The sequence below is a fragment of the Cytobacillus gottheilii genome, assembly GCF_018582665.1.
Taxonomy (GTDB): domain Bacteria; phylum Bacillota; class Bacilli; order Bacillales; family Cytobacillaceae; genus Cytobacillus; species Cytobacillus gottheilii.
Window position 1 is genome coordinate 2,010,185 of record NZ_CP071709.1, and the last position, 18,873, is coordinate 2,029,057.

Below are 18,873 nucleotides of genomic sequence, written 5' to 3' on the forward strand. Positions count from 1 at the left end.
CTCTATAATACAAAAACCCGCAAAACTTTCTCCACATATTCTTATGAAGTTCCGACATTTAAAAGAAGTGGTATAAAAACGTTCAATCCACCATACTGCTGGAGATCCAAAACCACAGAAAACATTGCTAATCCTAACATAATAAAAACTTATTCTTTAATGAGTGAATATGATAAAATGAAGTGGAACTCGATCTCTAGAGTTTAATCAAACCATACAGCTTTTGAATGATGTTTATGCTGTATTGGATTTTCGCGGTTTTTACCCACGATTTATTAAATGAAGATGAAATATATGGAGACGGAAGGGGAAACACGAAGTGAGCGAGAAAAAAGGATTTCATGTAGCTGTTGTTGGTGCCACTGGTGCTGTAGGACAGCAGATGCTGCAAACATTAGAAAAAAGAGATTTTCCAATCAGTAAACTAACACTGTTATCATCTGCACGTTCAGCAGGGAAGACAGTTTCTTTTAAAGGGGTAGAATATAAACTGGAAGAGGCAAAGCCGGAAAGCTTTCAAGGTGTGGATATTGCCTTATTTAGCGCTGGCGGCAGTGTTTCAAAAGAGCTTGCTCCTGCAGCTGTTGAGCATGGTGCAATTGTGGTCGATAATACAAGTGCATTCCGCATGGATGAGAATGTACCTTTAGTTGTGCCAGAGGTAAATGAACAAGATTTATTGAATCACAAAGGCATCATTGCCAATCCAAACTGTTCGACTATTCAAATGGTTGTAGCTCTGCAGCCATTGAAAGAAAAATACGGTCTTAAAAAAGTAATAGTATCAACGTACCAGGCTGTTTCAGGCTCTGGCGCTGCTGCTGTTGAGGAATTAACACAGCAAACACAAGCGATTTTAAATAATGAACCTTTTACACCAGAAATCCTGCCAGTAAAGGGTGACAAGAAGCATTATCAAATAGCTTTTAACGCAATTCCGCAAATTGATAAATTCACAGAGAACGGTTTCACTTTTGAAGAAATGAAAATGATCAATGAAACAAAAAAGATCATGCATAGCGAAGACTTAAAGGTTGCGGCTACATGCGTGCGTTTGCCGGTAGCTACGGGCCATTCTGAGTCCGTTTATGTTGAGCTTGACAGTGCGGATGCTGCTGTTGCTGACATTCAGGCTCTTTTAGAAAAAGCGCCGGGAGTGGTTCTTCAAGATCAGCCGCAGGAACAAATTTATCCTATGCCTGCTAATTGTGTTGGCAGCAATGATGTATTTGTCGGACGTATTCGTCAGGATATAGATGTGCCGGAAGGTTTCCATATGTGGGTTGTATCTGACAACTTATTAAAGGGCGCTGCCTGGAATTCTGTTCAAATAGCAGAAAGCCTGATTAAATTAGGGTTAGTTAAATAAAAACTTCAAAAGCTAAGAGAACATTAGAGGTGTTTAGATGAAAATCGTCGTGCAAAAATTCGGCGGAACATCTGTTAAAGATGAAGAAAGCCGCAGACATGCCTTAAGGCATATAAAAAATGCGATTGCAGATGGCTATAAAACGATAGTTGTTGTATCAGCAATGGGCCGTAAGGGAGACCCATATGCAACGGATACTTTGCTGTCGCTTGTTCAGTCAGGTGAAGCGTTGATTAATAAAAGAGAAACCGATTTATTATTATCATGCGGTGAAGTCATTTCAAGTGTTGTATTTACAAATATGCTTCGTCAGGAAGGGATCTCAGCTACATCTCTTACAGGTGCCCAAGCTGGATTCCGTACTAATAATGATCATACAAATGCTAAAATTATTGATATGAAGTGTGCGCGTCTGCTGAGCGAACTTGAGCATCATGATGCAGTGGTTGTAGCCGGCTTCCAGGGAGCAGCTAAGAATGGCGATGTCACAACCATTGGCAGAGGCGGAAGCGATACATCTGCTGCTGCATTGGGTGCTGCCTTAAATTCTGAATGGATTGATATTTTTACTGACGTGGAAGGAATCATGACTGCCGATCCGCGTATAGCGGAAAAAGCAAGACCATTATCAGTAGTTACCTATACTGAGGTTTGCAACATGGCCTATCAAGGAGCAAAGGTTATACACCCCCGTGCTGTAGAGATTGCCATGCAGTCTAAAATTCCGATACGAATCCGCTCTACCTATAGTGATAGCCCCGGAACACTTGTTACAACTATTAATCGCAACAGCAGGGGAACAGATATTAAAGAGCGTCCGGTAACCGGGATTGCTCACGTTCCAAACGTCACACAAATTAAAGTGGTCGCTAAAAAAGATCAATACAACCTGCAATCAGAAGTATTTAAAGCAATGGCTAATGAAGGAATAAGTGTTGATTTTATTAATATTTATCCTAACGGAGTTACTTACACAGTTACGGAAGAAATGACAGAACGTGCAATTTCGGTTTTAAAGGATCTTGGTCACGAACCAAATTTTGAAAAAGCCTGTGCAAAGGTATCTGTTGTTGGAGCTGGAATGCAGGGTGTACCGGGTGTAGCTTCAAAAATTGTTACAGCTTTATCAGAGCAGGGCATTAGAATCCTTCAGTCTGCAGATAGCCATACAACCATTTGGGTGCTTGTAAAACAAGCAGATCTGGCAAAAGCGGTGAATGCACTGCACGGTGCCTTCCATCTAGAAAAAGACGCAGCAGAATACGAAAAAAAAGATCTATAAGCAACTGTACGAAGGAGTGGAAAAATGATTCAATTTGGAAGAGTTTCTACAGCGATGGTCACACCATTTGACAGCAAAGGCCATGTAGATTTTATAAAAACAACACAGTTAGTCAATCATTTAATAGAGCATGGTACAGATTCTCTTGTTATTGCTGGAACTACTGGGGAATCACCTACATTAACAAAGGAAGAAAAGCTTGCTTTGTTTCAGCATGTTGTCAAGGTTGTTGATAAGCGTGTTCCAGTCATTGCCGGAACAGGCAGCAACAACACGTACGAATCGATTGATTTAACAAAGAAAGCAGAAAAAATCGGCGTTGATGCTGTTATGATCGTTGCGCCATATTATAATAAACCAAATCAGGAAGGCTTATATCAGCATTTTAAAGCTGTTGCTGAAAGCACTGCACTTCCAGTGATGGTTTATAATATTCCAGGCAGATCAGTTGTTAATATGACACCTGAAACGATTATCCGCCTTTCTAAGATCCCAAATATCACAGCTGTTAAGGAAGCGAGCGGAAATTTAAATGCAATGACAGAAATCATTGCCGGCACAGCCGATGATTTTTCTCTATACAGCGGGGATGATGGCATAACACTTCCAGTACTTGCAATTGGCGGAGCTGGGGTTGTTTCAGTTGCATCTCACATTCTTGGAGATGAAATGCAAGAAATGGTTCATGCGTTCTTAAACAATGAAAACGAAAAAGCAGCAAAAATCCATCAAAAGCTGCTTCCTGTCATGGAAGTTCTTTTTGCAGCCCCTAGTCCGGCTCCAGTAAAAACGGCTTTACAAATGCGCGGACTTGATGTTGGCTCCGTTCGTTTGCCAATGGTTCCATTAACTCAGGAAGAAAGAGCAAAATTAGCAGAACTGATCTAAAAACGTGAGAATGAAATGTAAGTCATACTGCCAATGATATACCCGAACAATTAGCAGATATTTTCCAGATAATCTGCTGAATTGTTCGGGTTTTTTATATAATCGAATAATGATTTTATAAGCGATTAGAGTGGATCATCTATTTCTAATATCCTATCTAATAACCACTAAGACTGTGAAACAGTATTATGTTAATCAGTTTAATACCTGTAAAAGTGCATAGTGAAATGTACTAATGATGCGGAAATTCTATTATTTTCATAAAATTCAGATCAGGATTCCTAACTATTTGCATAATTCTGGTTGTCATCATTTTCATTGTTCAAGTATAATATGGATAACTGATTACGGTCGGCTAAAGAAATATAGGAGGAAACATACATTGAACAGACAGAATGAAAGCATCAAGATTACACCACTCGGGGGAGTCGGAGAATTAGGCAAAAACATGTATTTAGTGGAAGTGGACGAGGATATTTATGTTCTCGATGCGGGTCTTATGTATCCTGAAAATGAAATGCTGGGGATCGATATCGTGATACCGGATATTTCGTATTTAGAGCAAAACAAAGATCGCGTGGTCGGAATTTTTCTTACGCACGGACATGAAGATCATATCGGGGCATTATCGTATATTTTAAGAGTTCTGCAAGTGCCTGTATATGGAACGAAATTAACGCTGGCTTTAGCACAGGCAAAATTGAAGGAAAATGAATTTAAAGGCAAAGCACAGCTGATTGAAATTCAGGCTGAAACTCATTTGGAATTTGAATCTGCGCAGGTTTCTTTTTTTCGGACAACCCATAGCATACCCGACAGTGTCGGCATAAGTATACATACATCTGAAGGTGCCATTGTTTATACAGGAGACTTTAAATTTGATCAAGCGGCTTCAAGTTTATACAAAGCTGACATCGGCAAGATGGCCAGAATTGGGGAAGAGGGGGTACTATGCCTGCTCTCTGATAGTACCGAGGCAGAAAAACCAGGCTACACAAAGTCTGAGGCGATCGTATTGAAGGAGCTAATCAGCATCTTTGAACAAGCACAAGGCAGGATTGTAGCAGCAACCTTCGCGTCAGATTTAGTTCGCATGCAGCATATATTTGATGCTGCAGCTGAAACAGGAAGAAAAGTGGCAGTAGCCGGCAAAAGCCTGAAGAAAGTCTATCAAATCGCCATTTCTTTGAATTATCTGCAAGTGGATGAAGATATGATCATTACTTTATCAGAAATCTCAAGTTATGATGATCAGCAGGTTGTTGTAATGACGACAGGTTCTCAAGGTGAACCAATTGAAGTCCTTCAAAAAATGGCCAAGCAATCTCATCGTCATATCAATATAAAAAAAGGTGATACAGTTCTAATTGCTGCATCAGTGGTTCCTGGAACAGAGCTATTTATTTCTAAAACTGTTGATATGCTCTATAGAGCTGGTGCAGATGTTATTTCCGGAAAAGGAACATTTAATACCTCTAGTCATGGCAGTCAAGAAGAATTGAAGTTTATGATTAATATGATGAATCCTAAATTCTTTATGCCTGTACATGGCGAATATAGAATGCTTAAAGCCCATGCTAAGGTTGCGGCAGAATGCGGCGTAGAAAAAAGCAATATCTTTATCCCGGATAAAGGAGAAAGCTTTGAATATAAAAACGGCATGTTCCGTACCGCCGGTAAAATTACTGCAGGGAATGTATTAATCGACGGAAGCGGTGTTGGCGATGTTGGGAACATCGTTTTAAGAGACCGCAAACTGTTATCACAGGATGGTATCCTCCTTGTCGTTGTCACGCTAAACAAAAAGGAAAAAAAGATTGCGGCTGGACCAGAAATCATCACAAGAGGATTTGTTTATGTGCGGGAATCAGAACAGCTGCTTATTGACGCCTCTCAGCTTGTCAAAGAGGTTGTTGAAAAGAAATTGGCTGAATCTTCATTTGACTGGTCATCTATTAAACAGGATATGCGCGATCATCTTTACCAATTCCTATACGATCAGACAAAACGCAGACCTATGATTCTGCCGATCTTAATGGAAGCATAAACGAATAGGAAACCTGGCAGCTCTTTCTGCCGGGTTTTTTTCTCTTCACTGCTGTTTGTCAGACCCAATCAGCGGCAGTCCCTTTCTGCTCCTAAAGGAATGTCATTATATCAGAATGAAATTCCAAGAACCGCTCATACTATCCATATATTGCTTGAAGGGAGAAATATGGATGGATCACCAAATGCAAAACAATGAAGGCCAAGAGCAGCCAAAAGAGGACAGACCATCACCATTAATGGAAAAAATTCAGCAGCTAGGACAAACCAATGTACCGCAGCTGTCTCAAGACTCGAAAATTCACTGCTTAACGATTGTAGGACAAATTGAAGGGCATCTTCAGCTGCCTCCTCAAAATAAAACAACGAAATATGAACACTTAATTCCGCAAATTGTTGCAATTGAGCAAAATCCGAAAATTGAAGGATTACTAGTTATCTTAAACACGGTCGGCGGTGATGTAGAGGCAGGTCTTGCGATATCTGAGATGCTTGCTTCCTTGTCAAAACCTACTGTATCGATTGTATTGGGAGGAGGCCATTCAATTGGGGTTCCGATCGCTGTTTCCTGTGACCATTCATTTATCGCCGAGACGGCAACGATGACAATACATCCTATCCGCCTGACAGGCTTAGTAATTGGAGTACCGCAAACCTTTGAATATCTGGATAAGATGCAGGATCGTGTCATTAATTTCGTAACAAAGCATTCTAATATTGAAGAACAGCAATTTAAAGATTTGATGTTTGCAAAAGGCAATCTGACAAGAGATATTGGAACAAATGTCGTCGGATCTGATGCCGTGCAATATGGGTTAATTGATAGTGTTGGCGGTGTAGGTCCAGCATTGCAAAAATTAAATGAATTAATTGATATGAACAAGGACGAAAGTGAGGGTCTTGTTCAATGATTCTATATACAATGATGCCAGAGGAACTCATTTTCCCATTAGATTCAAGCACATACAATACTCAAAAGGTTGTTACTCATAATGGAATTCCTTTGCTTGTTGAAAAACTTGAGGGACCTGAATGCAGAGTGCTTCGTGTCATGAGCAGCGATCCAAACCATTATATGAACGATGCCTATATGCCTGGTACAAAAATTACGCTAACATAACCTAGCAATTCCTAAATATGCTATAATAGATTGGAAAAACAGAGAGCAGCCTTTATGGCTGCTCTCTCGTTTCATACATAGTGAAATACTTGCTAAGGAAAAAATAATCAAGATTTAGCCTAAAAACTAGCAAAGTGGTTTATCATGGTAATAACTATAAAAATAAGGTGATATGATGGCAAAAAAGAAGAGAAGACGCTCAAAAACAACAGACACGGTAAAAAGAACAATTAAGTTTGAACTGATTGCCCTTGCATTGCTAACGCTTGCTGTCATTTCCATTGCAGGTTTAGGTGCCGTCGGCAAGACCACCGTTCTTTTCTTCCGATTTTTTACGGGAGAATGGTATATGCTTTGCCTATTAGGGTTAGCTGTTTATGCTGCATACTTAATGTGGAAAAGAGAAACACCCTATTTACTGAATAGAAGACTGATTGGAATCTATTTTATAGTAGCATCACTGCTGCTCTTAAGCCATGTGAAGCTATTTCAGCTTCTATCAAACGGAGGGCAATTTGATAATCCGAGTGTGATTTCAAACACATGGCAATTGTTTTGGATGGAAAGTGCAGGCGAAACAAGCACAGATGAGCTTGGCGGCGGGATGGTCGGGGCGATACTATTTGCACTATTTTATTTTTTATTTGATGAAGCCGGATCAAGAATTATCGCCTTTTTACTGATTATTATCGGTTTTATTTTATTAACAGGCAAAACATTCGGCGAAACAGTTGGAAAAATGATGACTTCTATCTTTTCTTTTATAAAAAAACAATGGCTGGCGTTTATTGATGATCTTAAAGAATGGATTGGCGGTCAAAAGCATAAAAGAACGGAAAGAAAGAATCAGAAGCAAGCTGAAAAAAATGAACAGCAGGAAGTTGAAGAAGATCCTGTTATAACGATTAATTCAATGTCTGAGAATATTCAGGAAGACATTAAACCAGAGCCTATGATTTCCAGTTTCGCAGAAAGAGCATATATTCAGGAAGAAGAACCATCTGCAGCTATAACAGAAGAAACTGCTCAAGCAAATGAGGAAGAAGATCCATTGCCACCGCAAATTACTTTTACAGAAGTGGAGAACAAAGATTATCAGCTTCCGCCGATGCGTTTATTAAAGCTGCCGAATCAAACAGATCAAAGCGGCGAATACGAGCTTATTCATGCAAATGCAGCTAAACTTGAACGCACCTTCCAGAGCTTTGGTGTTAAGGCCAGGGTCACACAAGTGCATCTCGGACCAGCTGTAACCAAATATGAAGTACATCCGGACGTGGGTGTAAAGGTAAGTAAAATCGTCAGCTTAAATGATGATTTGGCACTTGCACTTGCTGCAAAGGATATTCGAATTGAAGCTCCAATACCAGGGAAATCGGCGATTGGGATTGAAGTGCCTAACTCGGAGGTGGCTATGGTATCGCTCCGTGAAGTCATCGAGACAAAAGGCAAGGACAAACCAGATGCGAAGCTTTTAATAGGCCTTGGAAGAGATATAACGGGTGAAGCGGTGATGGCTGAACTTAATAAAATGCCCCATTTGCTCGTTGCTGGTGCGACTGGAAGCGGAAAAAGTGTGTGTATTAATGGAATCATCACCAGTATATTAATGCGTGCAAAACCTCATGAAGTAAAACTCATGATGATAGATCCCAAGATGGTTGAATTAAATGTATATAATGGTGTACCCCATTTGCTGGCACCTGTTGTCACAGACGCTAAAAAAGCTTCACAGGCACTGAAAAAAGTGGTAAGTGAAATGGAAAGACGCTATGAGTTATTCTCTCATTCCGGAACTCGAAATATTGAAGGATACAACGAGTATGTAAAACGGCATAATGCACAGGAAGATGGACAGCAGCCGCTGCTGCCATATATTGTTGTAATTGTAGACGAGCTTGCCGATTTAATGATGGTCGCTTCTTCAGATGTAGAGGATGCCATTACTAGGCTTGCTCAGATGGCCAGAGCGGCCGGCATACATTTAATTATTGCGACACAAAGGCCGTCTGTTGATGTTATCACAGGTGTTATTAAAGCAAATATACCTTCTCGAATTGCTTTTGCTGTTTCGTCTATGACTGATTCAAGGACCATACTAGACATGGGTGGCGCAGAGAAGTTGCTTGGCCGCGGTGACATGCTGTTCCTGCCTGTTGGTGCTTCAAAGCCTGTTCGGGTACAAGGTGCATTTTTATCAGATGAAGAGGTCGAAGAAATTGTTGATTTTGTCATTGGACAGCAGAAGGCACAATATCAGCAGGAAATGATCCCTGAGGATGTGCCTGAAAAAACTGAAAAAGTGGACGATGAATTATATGATGAAGCAGTGGAGCTAGTACTTGAAATGCAGACAGCGTCCGTATCGATGCTGCAGCGAAGATTTCGAGTAGGCTATACAAGAGCCGCCCGCCTCATAGATGAAATGGAGGCAAGAGGCATTGTCGGGCCGTACGAAGGAAGCAAGCCACGATCAGTGCTTCTCGGCAAACCGGGAGAAGAAGCAAGTTCATAAAGCTAAAGAAGAGGGAAGTGTTCGATATGAGACACTTCCTTTTTTTTATTGACTAAAATCAATTGTAGTGACTCCTTCTATAAGCGCAAGAGGGCAGCAGAGGAAACAGTTAGTACTATGAAGAACGGTTAGTCTTCCTGTCATGCCTTGCTTTCATTCTACTAAAAAATTCATAGCTCCCCGATATGAGGAATTCTTCTTAATAATAATTGAAAAAGCCATGCGGCTGTAGTGCTCGTCAACATTCGACAAACCCTCTTTACATCTCCTTTACCACATCTAAATGTGACATACTATTAAAAACGCTTACATTTATATTTATTGCTCAATTCTAAAATCATCAGGTGAAATTGGCTGATATGTGAAATGTAAACGATGTCAAAATGGCAGTAGTTCCAGGATATTCCTTTGTAAATGTTAGGCAATTTTAACAATTGAAATCTATTCATCTTTTTTCGACATTTTCATGAAATACTATTCCTTTATTGGGTAAAAAGTGTTATAGTATTTTCGATTAGTAGGAATGATTGAACATCAGAGGTCTGATGTCTTGAGAAAATGGGTTGGAGGAACACTGCATGTCTATTAAGTCAGATAACCGGCATTTATACTTGCAAGTCATCGATCGTTTAAAGCAGGACATTGAGGTAGGGTTATATAAAGAAAGAGAAAAACTCCCATCTGAATTTGACCTTGCGAAACAGCTCGGTGTCAGCAGAGCGACACTGCGTGAGGCGCTAAGAATTCTTGAAGAAGAGAATATCATTATCCGCCGCCATGGAGTGGGAACCTTTGTGAATGCAAAGCCGCTGTTTACATCTGGAATAGAACAGCTGAATAGTGTCACAAACATGATACTGCAAGCTGGCATGAAGCCGGGAACCATTTTTTTAAGCTCAGTCACCCAAGGGCCAACTGAGGAGGATATTCGTCGTTTTTCATGTTCTTTTGAGGAAGAAATTGCTGTGATCGAAAGGGTAAGAACCGCCAATGGTGAGCCGGTCGTCTATTGTATAGACAAAGTGCCTGAAAAAATCCTTCCAGATACCTTCTCACATGAGAAGGAGTCATTTTTGGATGTGCTGGGAACAGATGCTGGCCGGAAGATTACATATGCCATTGCACAGATAGAACCCATTGGTTATCACGACAAAGTTTCCCCGATATTAGAATGTGATCCTGAAACTGCACTGCTTGTCTTAAAGCAAATGCATTATGATGAAATGGACGAGCCAATCCTTTACTCGGTCAACTATTTCAGAGCTGACAAATTTAGCTTTCATGTGCTCAGGAAGCGCATCTGATTTGGGTCTGATTCAATATCATTCATGAGCCTTGGATATACTACTAATATCAAAAACAATTTCTTTAGGGGGTACAAACGTTGAAAAAGCGCAAATTTGGTTTAGCAATGTCGCTAGTCCTAGCAGCAGGTACATTTTTAAGTGCTTGTGGCGGCGGTGAAGGAAACGAAGCAACCGACGGAGATAACGGTGGCGGAGATAGCACTGAAAACAACTTTACAGTTGCAATGGTAACAGATGTCGGTGGTGTTGATGATAAATCATTCAACCAATCAGCTTGGGAAGGTATTCAAGCATTTGGTGAAGAAAACGGCCTTGAAAAAGGAACTGACGGATACAACTACCTGCAATCTCAATCTGATGCAGACTATTCTACAAACCTAAACAACCTTGTTCGCCAAGATTTTGACTTAGTATTCGGTATTGGTTTCATGATGGAAGGTGCAGTTGATGAAATTGCACAGCAGCAAGCAGATGCACACTTCTCAATCATTGATGCTGTTGTGGATCAGCCTAACGTAGCAAGCGTTCTTTTCAAAGAGCAGGAAGCTTCTTTCCTTGCTGGTGTTGCTGCAGCACTAACAACTGAAACAAACAAAATCGGTTTCATCGGCGGTATGGAATCTGAAGTTATCGAGCGTTTCGAAGCTGGTTTCCGTGCTGGTGTACAAGCTGTAGATCCTGCGATCACAGTTGATGTTCAATATGCTGGTGCATTCGATAAAGCAGAACTAGGACAAACAATTGCTTCAACAATGTATTCTTCTGATATTGATGTAATTTTCCACGCAGCTGGCGGAACTGGTAACGGTTTATTCAAAGAAGCGCGTGACTTAAAAGCTAACGATCCTGAAAGAAAAATTTGGGCTATCGGTGTTGACTCTGACCAAACAGCTGAAGGTGTAGTTGAAGCAGGCGGAGAAGAGCATAATATCGTATTGACTTCTGCTATGAAGCGCGTTGACGTAGCTGTTCAAGACGTTGCTAAACATGCAATGGACGGGGACTTCCCTGGCGGCGAAACAACAACTTACGGTTTAGCTCAAGATGGTGTTGGTCTAGCTCCTCTTAACGAAGAACTAGAAAACAAAGCAGACATCGAAACTGCTGTAAATGAGTGGATCGAAAAAATCAAAGCTGGTGATTTAACAATCCCTGGCACACTTGCTGAATTAGAAACTTTCTCAGCAGAGTAATGATACAACAAAGGAATAAGCGGTAGCCTGTTTTCGCCGCTTATTCCTTTTTTAAGGAAAAAAACAAAGTTGTCCCAATATTTAAACAGTAAAAAGTTAATTGAAGGTCAGAATTCGATCTTTACTCTGCCTTTCACTTAGCTGTTTACAACTAAATGAAATAAGGAAGTAAACTTGGCGCAGGCCAGGTTTTTATATGAGGCGGCAAGGTCTGACCTCTAACTACTAAATGTCCCCTTAATAAAGTGAGGAGTGAAAAAGATGGAATACGTGATCGAGATGCTTAACATCCGAAAAGAGTTTCCAGGCATCGTAGCAAATGATAACATTACGCTGCAGCTGAAACAGGGAGAAATACATGCATTATTAGGAGAAAATGGTGCAGGTAAATCAACGTTAATGAACGTTCTATTCGGTCTTTATCAGCCAGAAAAAGGCGAAATTAGAGTGAATGGAAAACCTGTTCAAATCACCAACCCTAACATTGCAAATGAATTGGGAATTGGTATGGTGCATCAGCACTTTATGCTTGTCGATAAATTCACTGTGACGGAAAACATTATCTTAGGCAAAGAAACAACATCACGTGGAAGTATTGATATTAAAAAAGCCGAAAAGGATGTACGCGAAATTTCTGAAAAGTATGGCCTTGCTGTTGATCCACAGGCTACTATTTCTGATATTTCTGTAGGTATGCAGCAAAGGGTAGAGATTTTAAAAACACTTTACCGCGGGGCAGAAATTTTAATTTTTGACGAGCCGACAGCTGTATTAACTCCTCAAGAAATTAAAGAATTAATTCAGATTATGAAAACGCTCATTAAAGAAGGTAAATCTATTATTCTTATTACACACAAACTAAAAGAAATTATGGAAGTTTGTGATCGTGTTACCGTAATCCGAAAGGGTGTAGGGATTGGTACTGTAAATGTAAGTGAAACGAACCCGAATGATCTTGCCAGCTTAATGGTTGGGCGTGAAGTAACCTTTAAAACGGAAAAAACAGAAGCGAAGCCAGAGCAAGGTGTACTTGAAATTAATGGTCTGAATGTAAAAGACTCGCGTGGCCTGCCTGCTGTTAATAACCTGAATTTAGAAGTTAAGGCTGGAGAAATTGTAGGAATTGCCGGAGTAGATGGCAATGGTCAGTCAGAACTGATCGAAGCGATCACAGGATTAAGAAAGTCTGAAAGCGGTTCAATTAAGCTGAACGGCAAAGAAATTATCAATATGCCGCCAAGAAAAGTAACTGAAGCTGGTACAGGCCATATTCCTCAGGACCGTCATAAACACGGACTCGTTTTAGATTATCCGATTGGTGCAAATATTGCGCTGCAAACGTATTATAAGCGTCCATTTTCTAAAGGCGGAGTCTTAAATTACAAAGAAATTTATAAAAAAGCGAAGAGCTTAATTAAAGAATACGATGTTCGTACACCTAGTGAGTATACATTAGCGCGTGCATTATCAGGCGGAAATCAGCAGAAAGCAATCATTGGCCGTGAGATCGACCGTAATCCTGATTTGCTGATCGCTGCTCAGCCAACACGCGGTCTTGATGTTGGAGCAATTGAATTTATTCATAAGCGCCTGATTGAACAGCGCGACAACGGAAAAGCTGTTCTTTTAATCTCCTTTGAACTTGATGAAATAATAAATGTAAGTGATAAAATCGCTGTTATATATGAAGGAGAAATTGTCGCTATCGTGGATCCTAAAACAACTACTGAACAAGAATTAGGATTGCTGATGGCTGGTTCGAACCAGAAGAAAGAAGGTGTGCAGCATGCAGATGTCTAATCGCACAAAGAATATTATTGTTCCAATTATCGCTGTATTACTGGGAATGCTAGTAGGAACAATTATTATGCTCATTACTGGCTATGACCCAGTTGCAGCCTTTGGAGCTTTATGGAATGGTGCTTTTGGTGATTCCTACTTTACAGGGGAGACAATCAGACAAATCACACCATACATTTTAGCCGGTTTAGCCGTTGCATTTGCTTTTAGAACAGGCCTATTTAACATTGGGGTTGAAGGGCAATTAATTGTCGGCTGGCTTGCAGCAGTTTGGGTTGGGGTTGCGTTTGAACTGCCTAAAGTTATTCACTTACCATTGGCAGTCTTAGCTGGTGCAGCGGCAGGGGCATTATGGGCATTTATCCCTGGACTTTTAAAGGCGAGATTTAGAGTTCATGAGGTTATTGTCACAATCATGATGAACTATGTCGCGTTACATGTAACTAACTATATCATTCGTTCTGTACTATCTGAATCAAGTGACAGAACAGAATTAGTTCATCAAAGTGCTTCACTTCGATCGCCGTTTTTTGAAAGTTTAACTGACTACTCCCGTCTTCACTGGGGAATTTTTATCGCACTTATTTGCGTATTTATCATGTGGTTCATTCTTGAGAAAACGTCAAGAGGTTATGAGTTAAAAGCTGTAGGATTTAACCAGCACGCGTCTGAATATGCGGGAATGAACGTAAAATCGAATATCATTATCTCGATGGTCATCTCTGGTGCATTTGCAGGTCTTGCTGGTGCAATGGAAGGGCTTGGAACATTTGGATATGCAGCAACAAAGGGCGGCTTTACCGGGGTTGGATTTGACGGAATTGCTGTTGCCTTGCTTGGTGCAAATGGACCAATCGGAATTATCTTAGCTGCTATTTTATTCGGAAGCTTAAAAGTTGGGGCACTAAACATGCCGCTTGAAGCTGGGGTCCCGAATGAACTCGTAGACATCATTATCGCATTAATTGTGTTCTTCGTCGCAGCAAGCTACATGATTCGCATGTTTATTGATCGTATTAGTAAAAAGGGGGTGAAGTAAGTGAGCTTCATGGATATATTAGTTATCATTATTCCGTCCACATTATTATGGGCAGCTCCACTTATTTTCACTGCATTAGGCGGAACCTTTTCAGAGCGTTCCGGCGTTGTAAACATTGGGTTAGAAGGTTTAATGGTTATCGGCGCCTTTTCAGCGATTGTTTTTAACTTAACCTTTGTTGATGCACTTGGCGCTTGGACTCCTTGGGTATCCCTTTTGGTTGCAATGGCTGTTGGAGCATTATTTTCTCTTATTCATGCTGTGGCTTCCATTACATTCCGTGCCGACCAGACGGTATCTGGTGTTGCGATCAACTTATTGGCCGTCGGAGTTTCCTTATTCCTTGTTAAATTCTTTTATGATAAAGGACAAACCGACATCATTCAAAAAGGATTTAGTAAAATTGATATCCCAGTGCTGAGCGATATACCAGTTATTGGTGAATTATTCTTCTCCAATACCTACTACACATCGTTTGTTGCCATATTCGTTGCGGTGATTGCATGGTATATCATCTATAAAACGCCATTTGGCCTGCGTCTTCGTGCAGTCGGGGAACATCCGATGGCAGCAGATACAATGGGGATTAATGTTACGAAAATCCGCTATATTGCGGTTGTTCTCTCTGGTGCACTTGGAGGAATTGGCGGCGGTGTATACGCTCAGTCTATTTCATCCGATTTTGGACATGCTACCATCAGCGGACAAGGGTTCATGGCTCTTGCAGCGATGATCTTCGGTAAATGGCATCCGCTTGGTGCCATGGGTGCAGCTCTATTCTTTGGATTTGCACAAAGCTTGAGCATCATTGGCAACAGCTTGCCGTTCTTGGAAAACATTCCAAATGTCTACTTATTAATCGCACCATATGTGTTAACAATCTTAGCACTTACAGGATTTATCGGCCGTGCCGATGCACCTAAAGCTTCTGGTGTGCCTTATATTAAAGGAAGCAGATAATAAGTAAGTCAAATAAATTATAGCCGGATGATTATTCTTTAATCATTCGGCTTTTTTGTTTTTAGTAATCAACTACAAATGGGTGGCAATCGGAAGATTTTTTCTTCCTCCTATTTAGATGAAGGAATCTGTGTGGAGTGGAAAATAAGCGGAGATTTTACGCTTATTTTCAAAATTGTGCTATTTTCGGGCCAAATAAGCGGAGAATTTCCGGTTAATGGGGGGGAAATCGCCTATTTGCACGTTTTTCGGTTAGATAGTCGGAATTTCTCCGTCTATTTAAGCCATTTTTAAGTGATTTTAAGAAATAAGCGGAATTCTTCCGCTTATTTATAAGATTTGTAATCCTGGTGTTTTTGAGGGCGAGAATCCTTAACACCGCACATATTTCACCGTAGAAAGCGTGGAACAGCAGTACCACTGCACCGCCTGTTTAAATAGGTTTAATTTAATAATCCGCGTTTTAAAATCATGATTCCCTCCTTTTTGTAAGCCCTAAAAAAACCGCTTCAACCTCCCCTAAAAAACTTCAAAACGCCGTCCAAAACCCTATTCCTTGAACAGTGGAAATGTTTAGCATATGATAAAAAGACAATGCTGAGGTTAGCAGAAAATATCTCTTCGCTTTTGTACATATAATAAGAAAAGATGTGTTCAAAACCTGTGCTTGGTAAACACTGTGTTATGTATAATTGCAATTTATTATCTTTAAGATGATAAATTTTAACTTATTATGGAGAAACTGAGCCTATATAAAGGAGGAAGATACATGAGCGTTATTGATGAAAAGGTACAGCAGCTAAAAGGCTTTAAGCTGCATACGGTGAAGACCGCAAAATTTAAAACCAATACGATTGTCTGGAAAATGAAATCTCCATTAAAAAAAGAGACGGTGACAGCAAGATCGCTTTTGCCTCATGTATTGCAAAGCAATAGTGAGAAATATCCGACAACAGCTAAGCTTCGATCATACTTAGATGAACTTTATGGTGCATCCCTTTTTACAGACCTTTCCAAAAAAGGCGAATACCATGTGATGAGTTTTTCTCTTGAAATCGCCAATGAAAAGTTTCTATCAGATCAAACGCCACTATTAAAACAGGCATTTGATTTTCTGGCTAATATACTTACTTCTCCAAACACAAGCGGGAGCGCTTTTGATGCCAGCACAGTAGAAAATGAGAAAAGATCATTAAAGCAGAGAATTCAGGCTGTAAACGATGATAAAATGCGTTATGCTAACTATCGGCTTGTTCAGGAAATGTGCAAAGAGGAACCTTATGCTCTACATGTGCATGGACAAATTGATGATGTTGATGCGATCACACCTGAAAGTCTATATGCCTATTATGAAACGGCTTTAAAAGAAGATGAATTGGATCTATATGTGATTGGTGATATTGATGAAAATGAAGTGGCAGCATATGCAAATGAACTGCTTCAATTTTCTGATCGTACACCGCAAGTTATGGACGTACGTCAAACTTCAATCAAGAAAGCGGATACGCATACGGTGAAGGAAGAGCAGGATGTAAAGCAAGGAAAGCTGAATATTGGCTATCGCACAAACATCCTTTATGGAGAAAAAGAGTATTATGCTCTGCAGATTTTCAATGGCATTTTTGGCGGATTTTCACATTCGAAGCTGTTTTTAAATGTGCGGGAAAAAGCCAGTTTAGCTTATTATGTAGCAAGCAGGCTGGAAAGTCATAAAGGCTTGATGATGGTAATGTCAGGGATTGATAACGGCAAATATGATCAAGCAGTCGGCATTATTGAAGAACAAATGAAGGCAATGAAAAACGGTGAATTTACAGAAGCTGAAATCGATCAAACCAAAGCGGTCATCAAAAATCAATTGCTTGAAACGGTAGACACCGCTCGGGGGGCAATAGAAGTACTCTATCATAATGTCGTTTCCGAGCATTCCGTTTCGCTGGATGAATGGCTCACAGGCATGGATGCTGTTACAAAAGAGGATATTGTTGCAGCAGCAGAAAAATGTGAATTGGATACCGTTTATTTCTTATATGGAAAGGGGGAGGCAAACTAATGGAAAAACTAACGTTTAATCAGCTGCAAGAAGATCTTTACTATGAAAAACAAAGCAATGGCCTGGATGTATATATTTTACCGAAAAAGGGCTTTAATAAAACGTTTGCTACATTTACAACAAAATATGGTTCAATCGACAATCATTTTCTGCCTCATGGAAAAGATGAATATGTCAAAGTTCCGGATGGAATTGCTCATTTTCTTGAACATAAGCTATTTGAAAAAGAAAAAGAGGATGTATTTCAGCAGTTTAGCCGCCAAGGAGCATCTGCTAATGCGTTTACATCCTTTACAAGAACCGCCTACCTCTTTTCAAGTACATCTAATGTAGAAAAAAACTTAGAAACCTTAATTGATTTTGTGCAGGAGCCCTATTTTACTGAAGCTACGGTTGAGAAGGAAAAGGGGATTATCGGCCAGGAAATTACAATGTATGATGACAATCCGGACTGGCGCCTTTACTTTGGCCTAATTGAAAATATGTTTAGCACACATCCGGTGAAGATTGATATTGCGGGTACGATTGAATCGATCTCACATATTACAAAAGATATGTTATATGAGTGCTACAATACATTCTATCACCCAAGCAATATGCTCTTGTTTATCGTTGGACCAGTTGATCCTGATGAAATCATGAATTTGGTGCGCACCAATCAGAATGCAAAGGATTATAAGGAACAGCCAGCGATTCAGCGCAAATTTGATGAAGAACCTGCAGCTAGTGACACGAAGAAAAGAGTCATGAAGATGAATGTGCAGACTTCAAAATGTCTTGTAGGAATAAAAAGTCATGAAACCGCTCAAAACGGTGAGCAAATGCTAAAGCACGAATTAAGCTTAAATATTCTCCTGGATATCATTTTCGGTAAAAGCTCAGAAAACTACAATGAGCTTTATAGTAAAGGGCTTATCGATGACACATTTTCCTTTGATTACACGCAAGAGCAAGGCTTTGGATTTGCCATGGTGGGCGGAGACACTCCAGATGCAGATCGTTTAGCCGAGACGCTTGAAACCATGCTTTTAAAAGCAAAAGAAAAAGGACAATTGACAGAGGAAAGCCTGCAGCGTACAAAAAAGAAAAAGATTGGTGCATTCTTAAGAGCGATTAACTCGCCAGAATACATTGCAAACCAATTTACAAGATATGCTTTCAATGACATGAAGCTATTTGAAGTCGTGCCAATGCTTGAAAGCATTACTTTAGAGGATGTAGAGCAGGCAGCTTCCAGATTTATTGAAGAAGATCGCTTTACCGTTTTTCAAGTCTTGCCAAAAGCATAAGAGCTGTACTAA

Annotated in this window: 14 protein-coding genes; all 14 read left to right on the top strand. The window is 40.2% G+C overall.

Annotated features, from left to right (window positions below; translation table 11 throughout):
* The first annotated feature begins 319 nt into the window (after nucleotides 1-319).
* The 14 genes from asd to yfmH all read left to right on the top strand — a co-directional run bounded on the left by asd (nucleotide 320) and on the right by yfmH (nucleotide 18,861).
* Entirely contained in the window at nucleotides 320-1,369 is a 1,050-nt protein-coding gene (asd, locus tag J1899_RS09950; protein ID WP_066446463.1) for an aspartate-semialdehyde dehydrogenase, read from the top strand.
* Nucleotides 1,370-1,406: 37 nt separating this feature from the next.
* Complete coding sequence (dapG, locus tag J1899_RS09955; RefSeq protein WP_214478534.1) at nucleotides 1,407-2,651, top strand: aspartate kinase; 1,245 nt, start codon at nucleotides 1,407-1,409, stop codon at nucleotides 2,649-2,651.
* Between the two features lie 24 nt (nucleotides 2,652-2,675).
* Nucleotides 2,676-3,539: a 4-hydroxy-tetrahydrodipicolinate synthase gene (dapA, locus tag J1899_RS09960; protein WP_214478535.1), complete on the top strand. Its 864-nt coding sequence runs from the start codon at nucleotides 2,676-2,678 to the stop codon at nucleotides 3,537-3,539.
* Between the two features lie 382 nt (nucleotides 3,540-3,921).
* Nucleotides 3,922-5,586 (top strand): ribonuclease J, encoded by a 1,665-nt coding sequence (locus tag J1899_RS09965; RefSeq protein ID WP_214478536.1) that lies wholly within the window; start codon nucleotides 3,922-3,924, stop codon nucleotides 5,584-5,586.
* 172 nt (nucleotides 5,587-5,758) lie between these two features.
* Nucleotides 5,759-6,496: a ClpP family protease gene (locus tag J1899_RS09970; protein WP_151572110.1), complete on the top strand. Its 738-nt coding sequence runs from the start codon at nucleotides 5,759-5,761 to the stop codon at nucleotides 6,494-6,496.
* Nucleotides 6,493-6,705 (top strand): YlzJ-like family protein, encoded by a 213-nt coding sequence (locus J1899_RS09975; RefSeq protein WP_066446447.1) that lies wholly within the window; start codon nucleotides 6,493-6,495, stop codon nucleotides 6,703-6,705. Before J1899_RS09970 ends, J1899_RS09975 begins: the two co-directional genes overlap by 4 nt.
* A gap of 175 nt (nucleotides 6,706-6,880) precedes the next feature.
* Nucleotides 6,881-9,220, top strand: a complete 2,340-nt coding sequence (locus J1899_RS09980; RefSeq protein WP_214478537.1) for a DNA translocase FtsK — start codon at nucleotides 6,881-6,883, stop codon at nucleotides 9,218-9,220.
* Nucleotides 9,221-9,798: 578 nt separating this feature from the next.
* Complete coding sequence (locus tag J1899_RS09985; protein WP_214478538.1) at nucleotides 9,799-10,524, top strand: GntR family transcriptional regulator; 726 nt, start codon at nucleotides 9,799-9,801, stop codon at nucleotides 10,522-10,524.
* A gap of 80 nt (nucleotides 10,525-10,604) precedes the next feature.
* On the top strand, nucleotides 10,605-11,720 hold the full coding sequence (locus J1899_RS09990) for a BMP family lipoprotein (RefSeq protein ID WP_214478539.1): 1,116 nt from the start codon (nucleotides 10,605-10,607) through the stop codon (nucleotides 11,718-11,720).
* A 261-nt stretch (nucleotides 11,721-11,981) separates the two neighbouring features.
* Nucleotides 11,982-13,520: an ABC transporter ATP-binding protein gene (locus tag J1899_RS09995; protein ID WP_214478540.1), complete on the top strand. Its 1,539-nt coding sequence runs from the start codon at nucleotides 11,982-11,984 to the stop codon at nucleotides 13,518-13,520.
* Nucleotides 13,513-14,559, top strand: a complete 1,047-nt coding sequence (locus tag J1899_RS10000; protein ID WP_214478804.1) for an ABC transporter permease — start codon at nucleotides 13,513-13,515, stop codon at nucleotides 14,557-14,559. Before J1899_RS09995 ends, J1899_RS10000 begins: the two co-directional genes overlap by 8 nt.
* Before the next feature lie 9 nt (nucleotides 14,560-14,568).
* Nucleotides 14,569-15,519: an ABC transporter permease gene (locus tag J1899_RS10005; RefSeq protein WP_425515010.1), complete on the top strand. Its 951-nt coding sequence runs from the start codon at nucleotides 14,569-14,571 to the stop codon at nucleotides 15,517-15,519.
* Nucleotides 15,520-16,288: 769 nt separating this feature from the next.
* Nucleotides 16,289-17,572, top strand: a complete 1,284-nt coding sequence (gene yfmF, locus J1899_RS10010; RefSeq protein ID WP_214478542.1) for an EF-P 5-aminopentanol modification-associated protein YfmF — start codon at nucleotides 16,289-16,291, stop codon at nucleotides 17,570-17,572.
* Nucleotides 17,572-18,861 carry an EF-P 5-aminopentanol modification-associated protein YfmH gene (yfmH, locus tag J1899_RS10015; RefSeq protein WP_214478543.1) on the top strand — a complete coding sequence of 430 codons (1,290 nt, stop codon included), beginning with the start codon at nucleotides 17,572-17,574 and terminating at the stop codon, nucleotides 18,859-18,861. Before yfmF ends, yfmH begins: the two co-directional genes overlap by 1 nt.
* The last annotated feature ends 12 nt before the right edge of the window (nucleotides 18,862-18,873 follow it).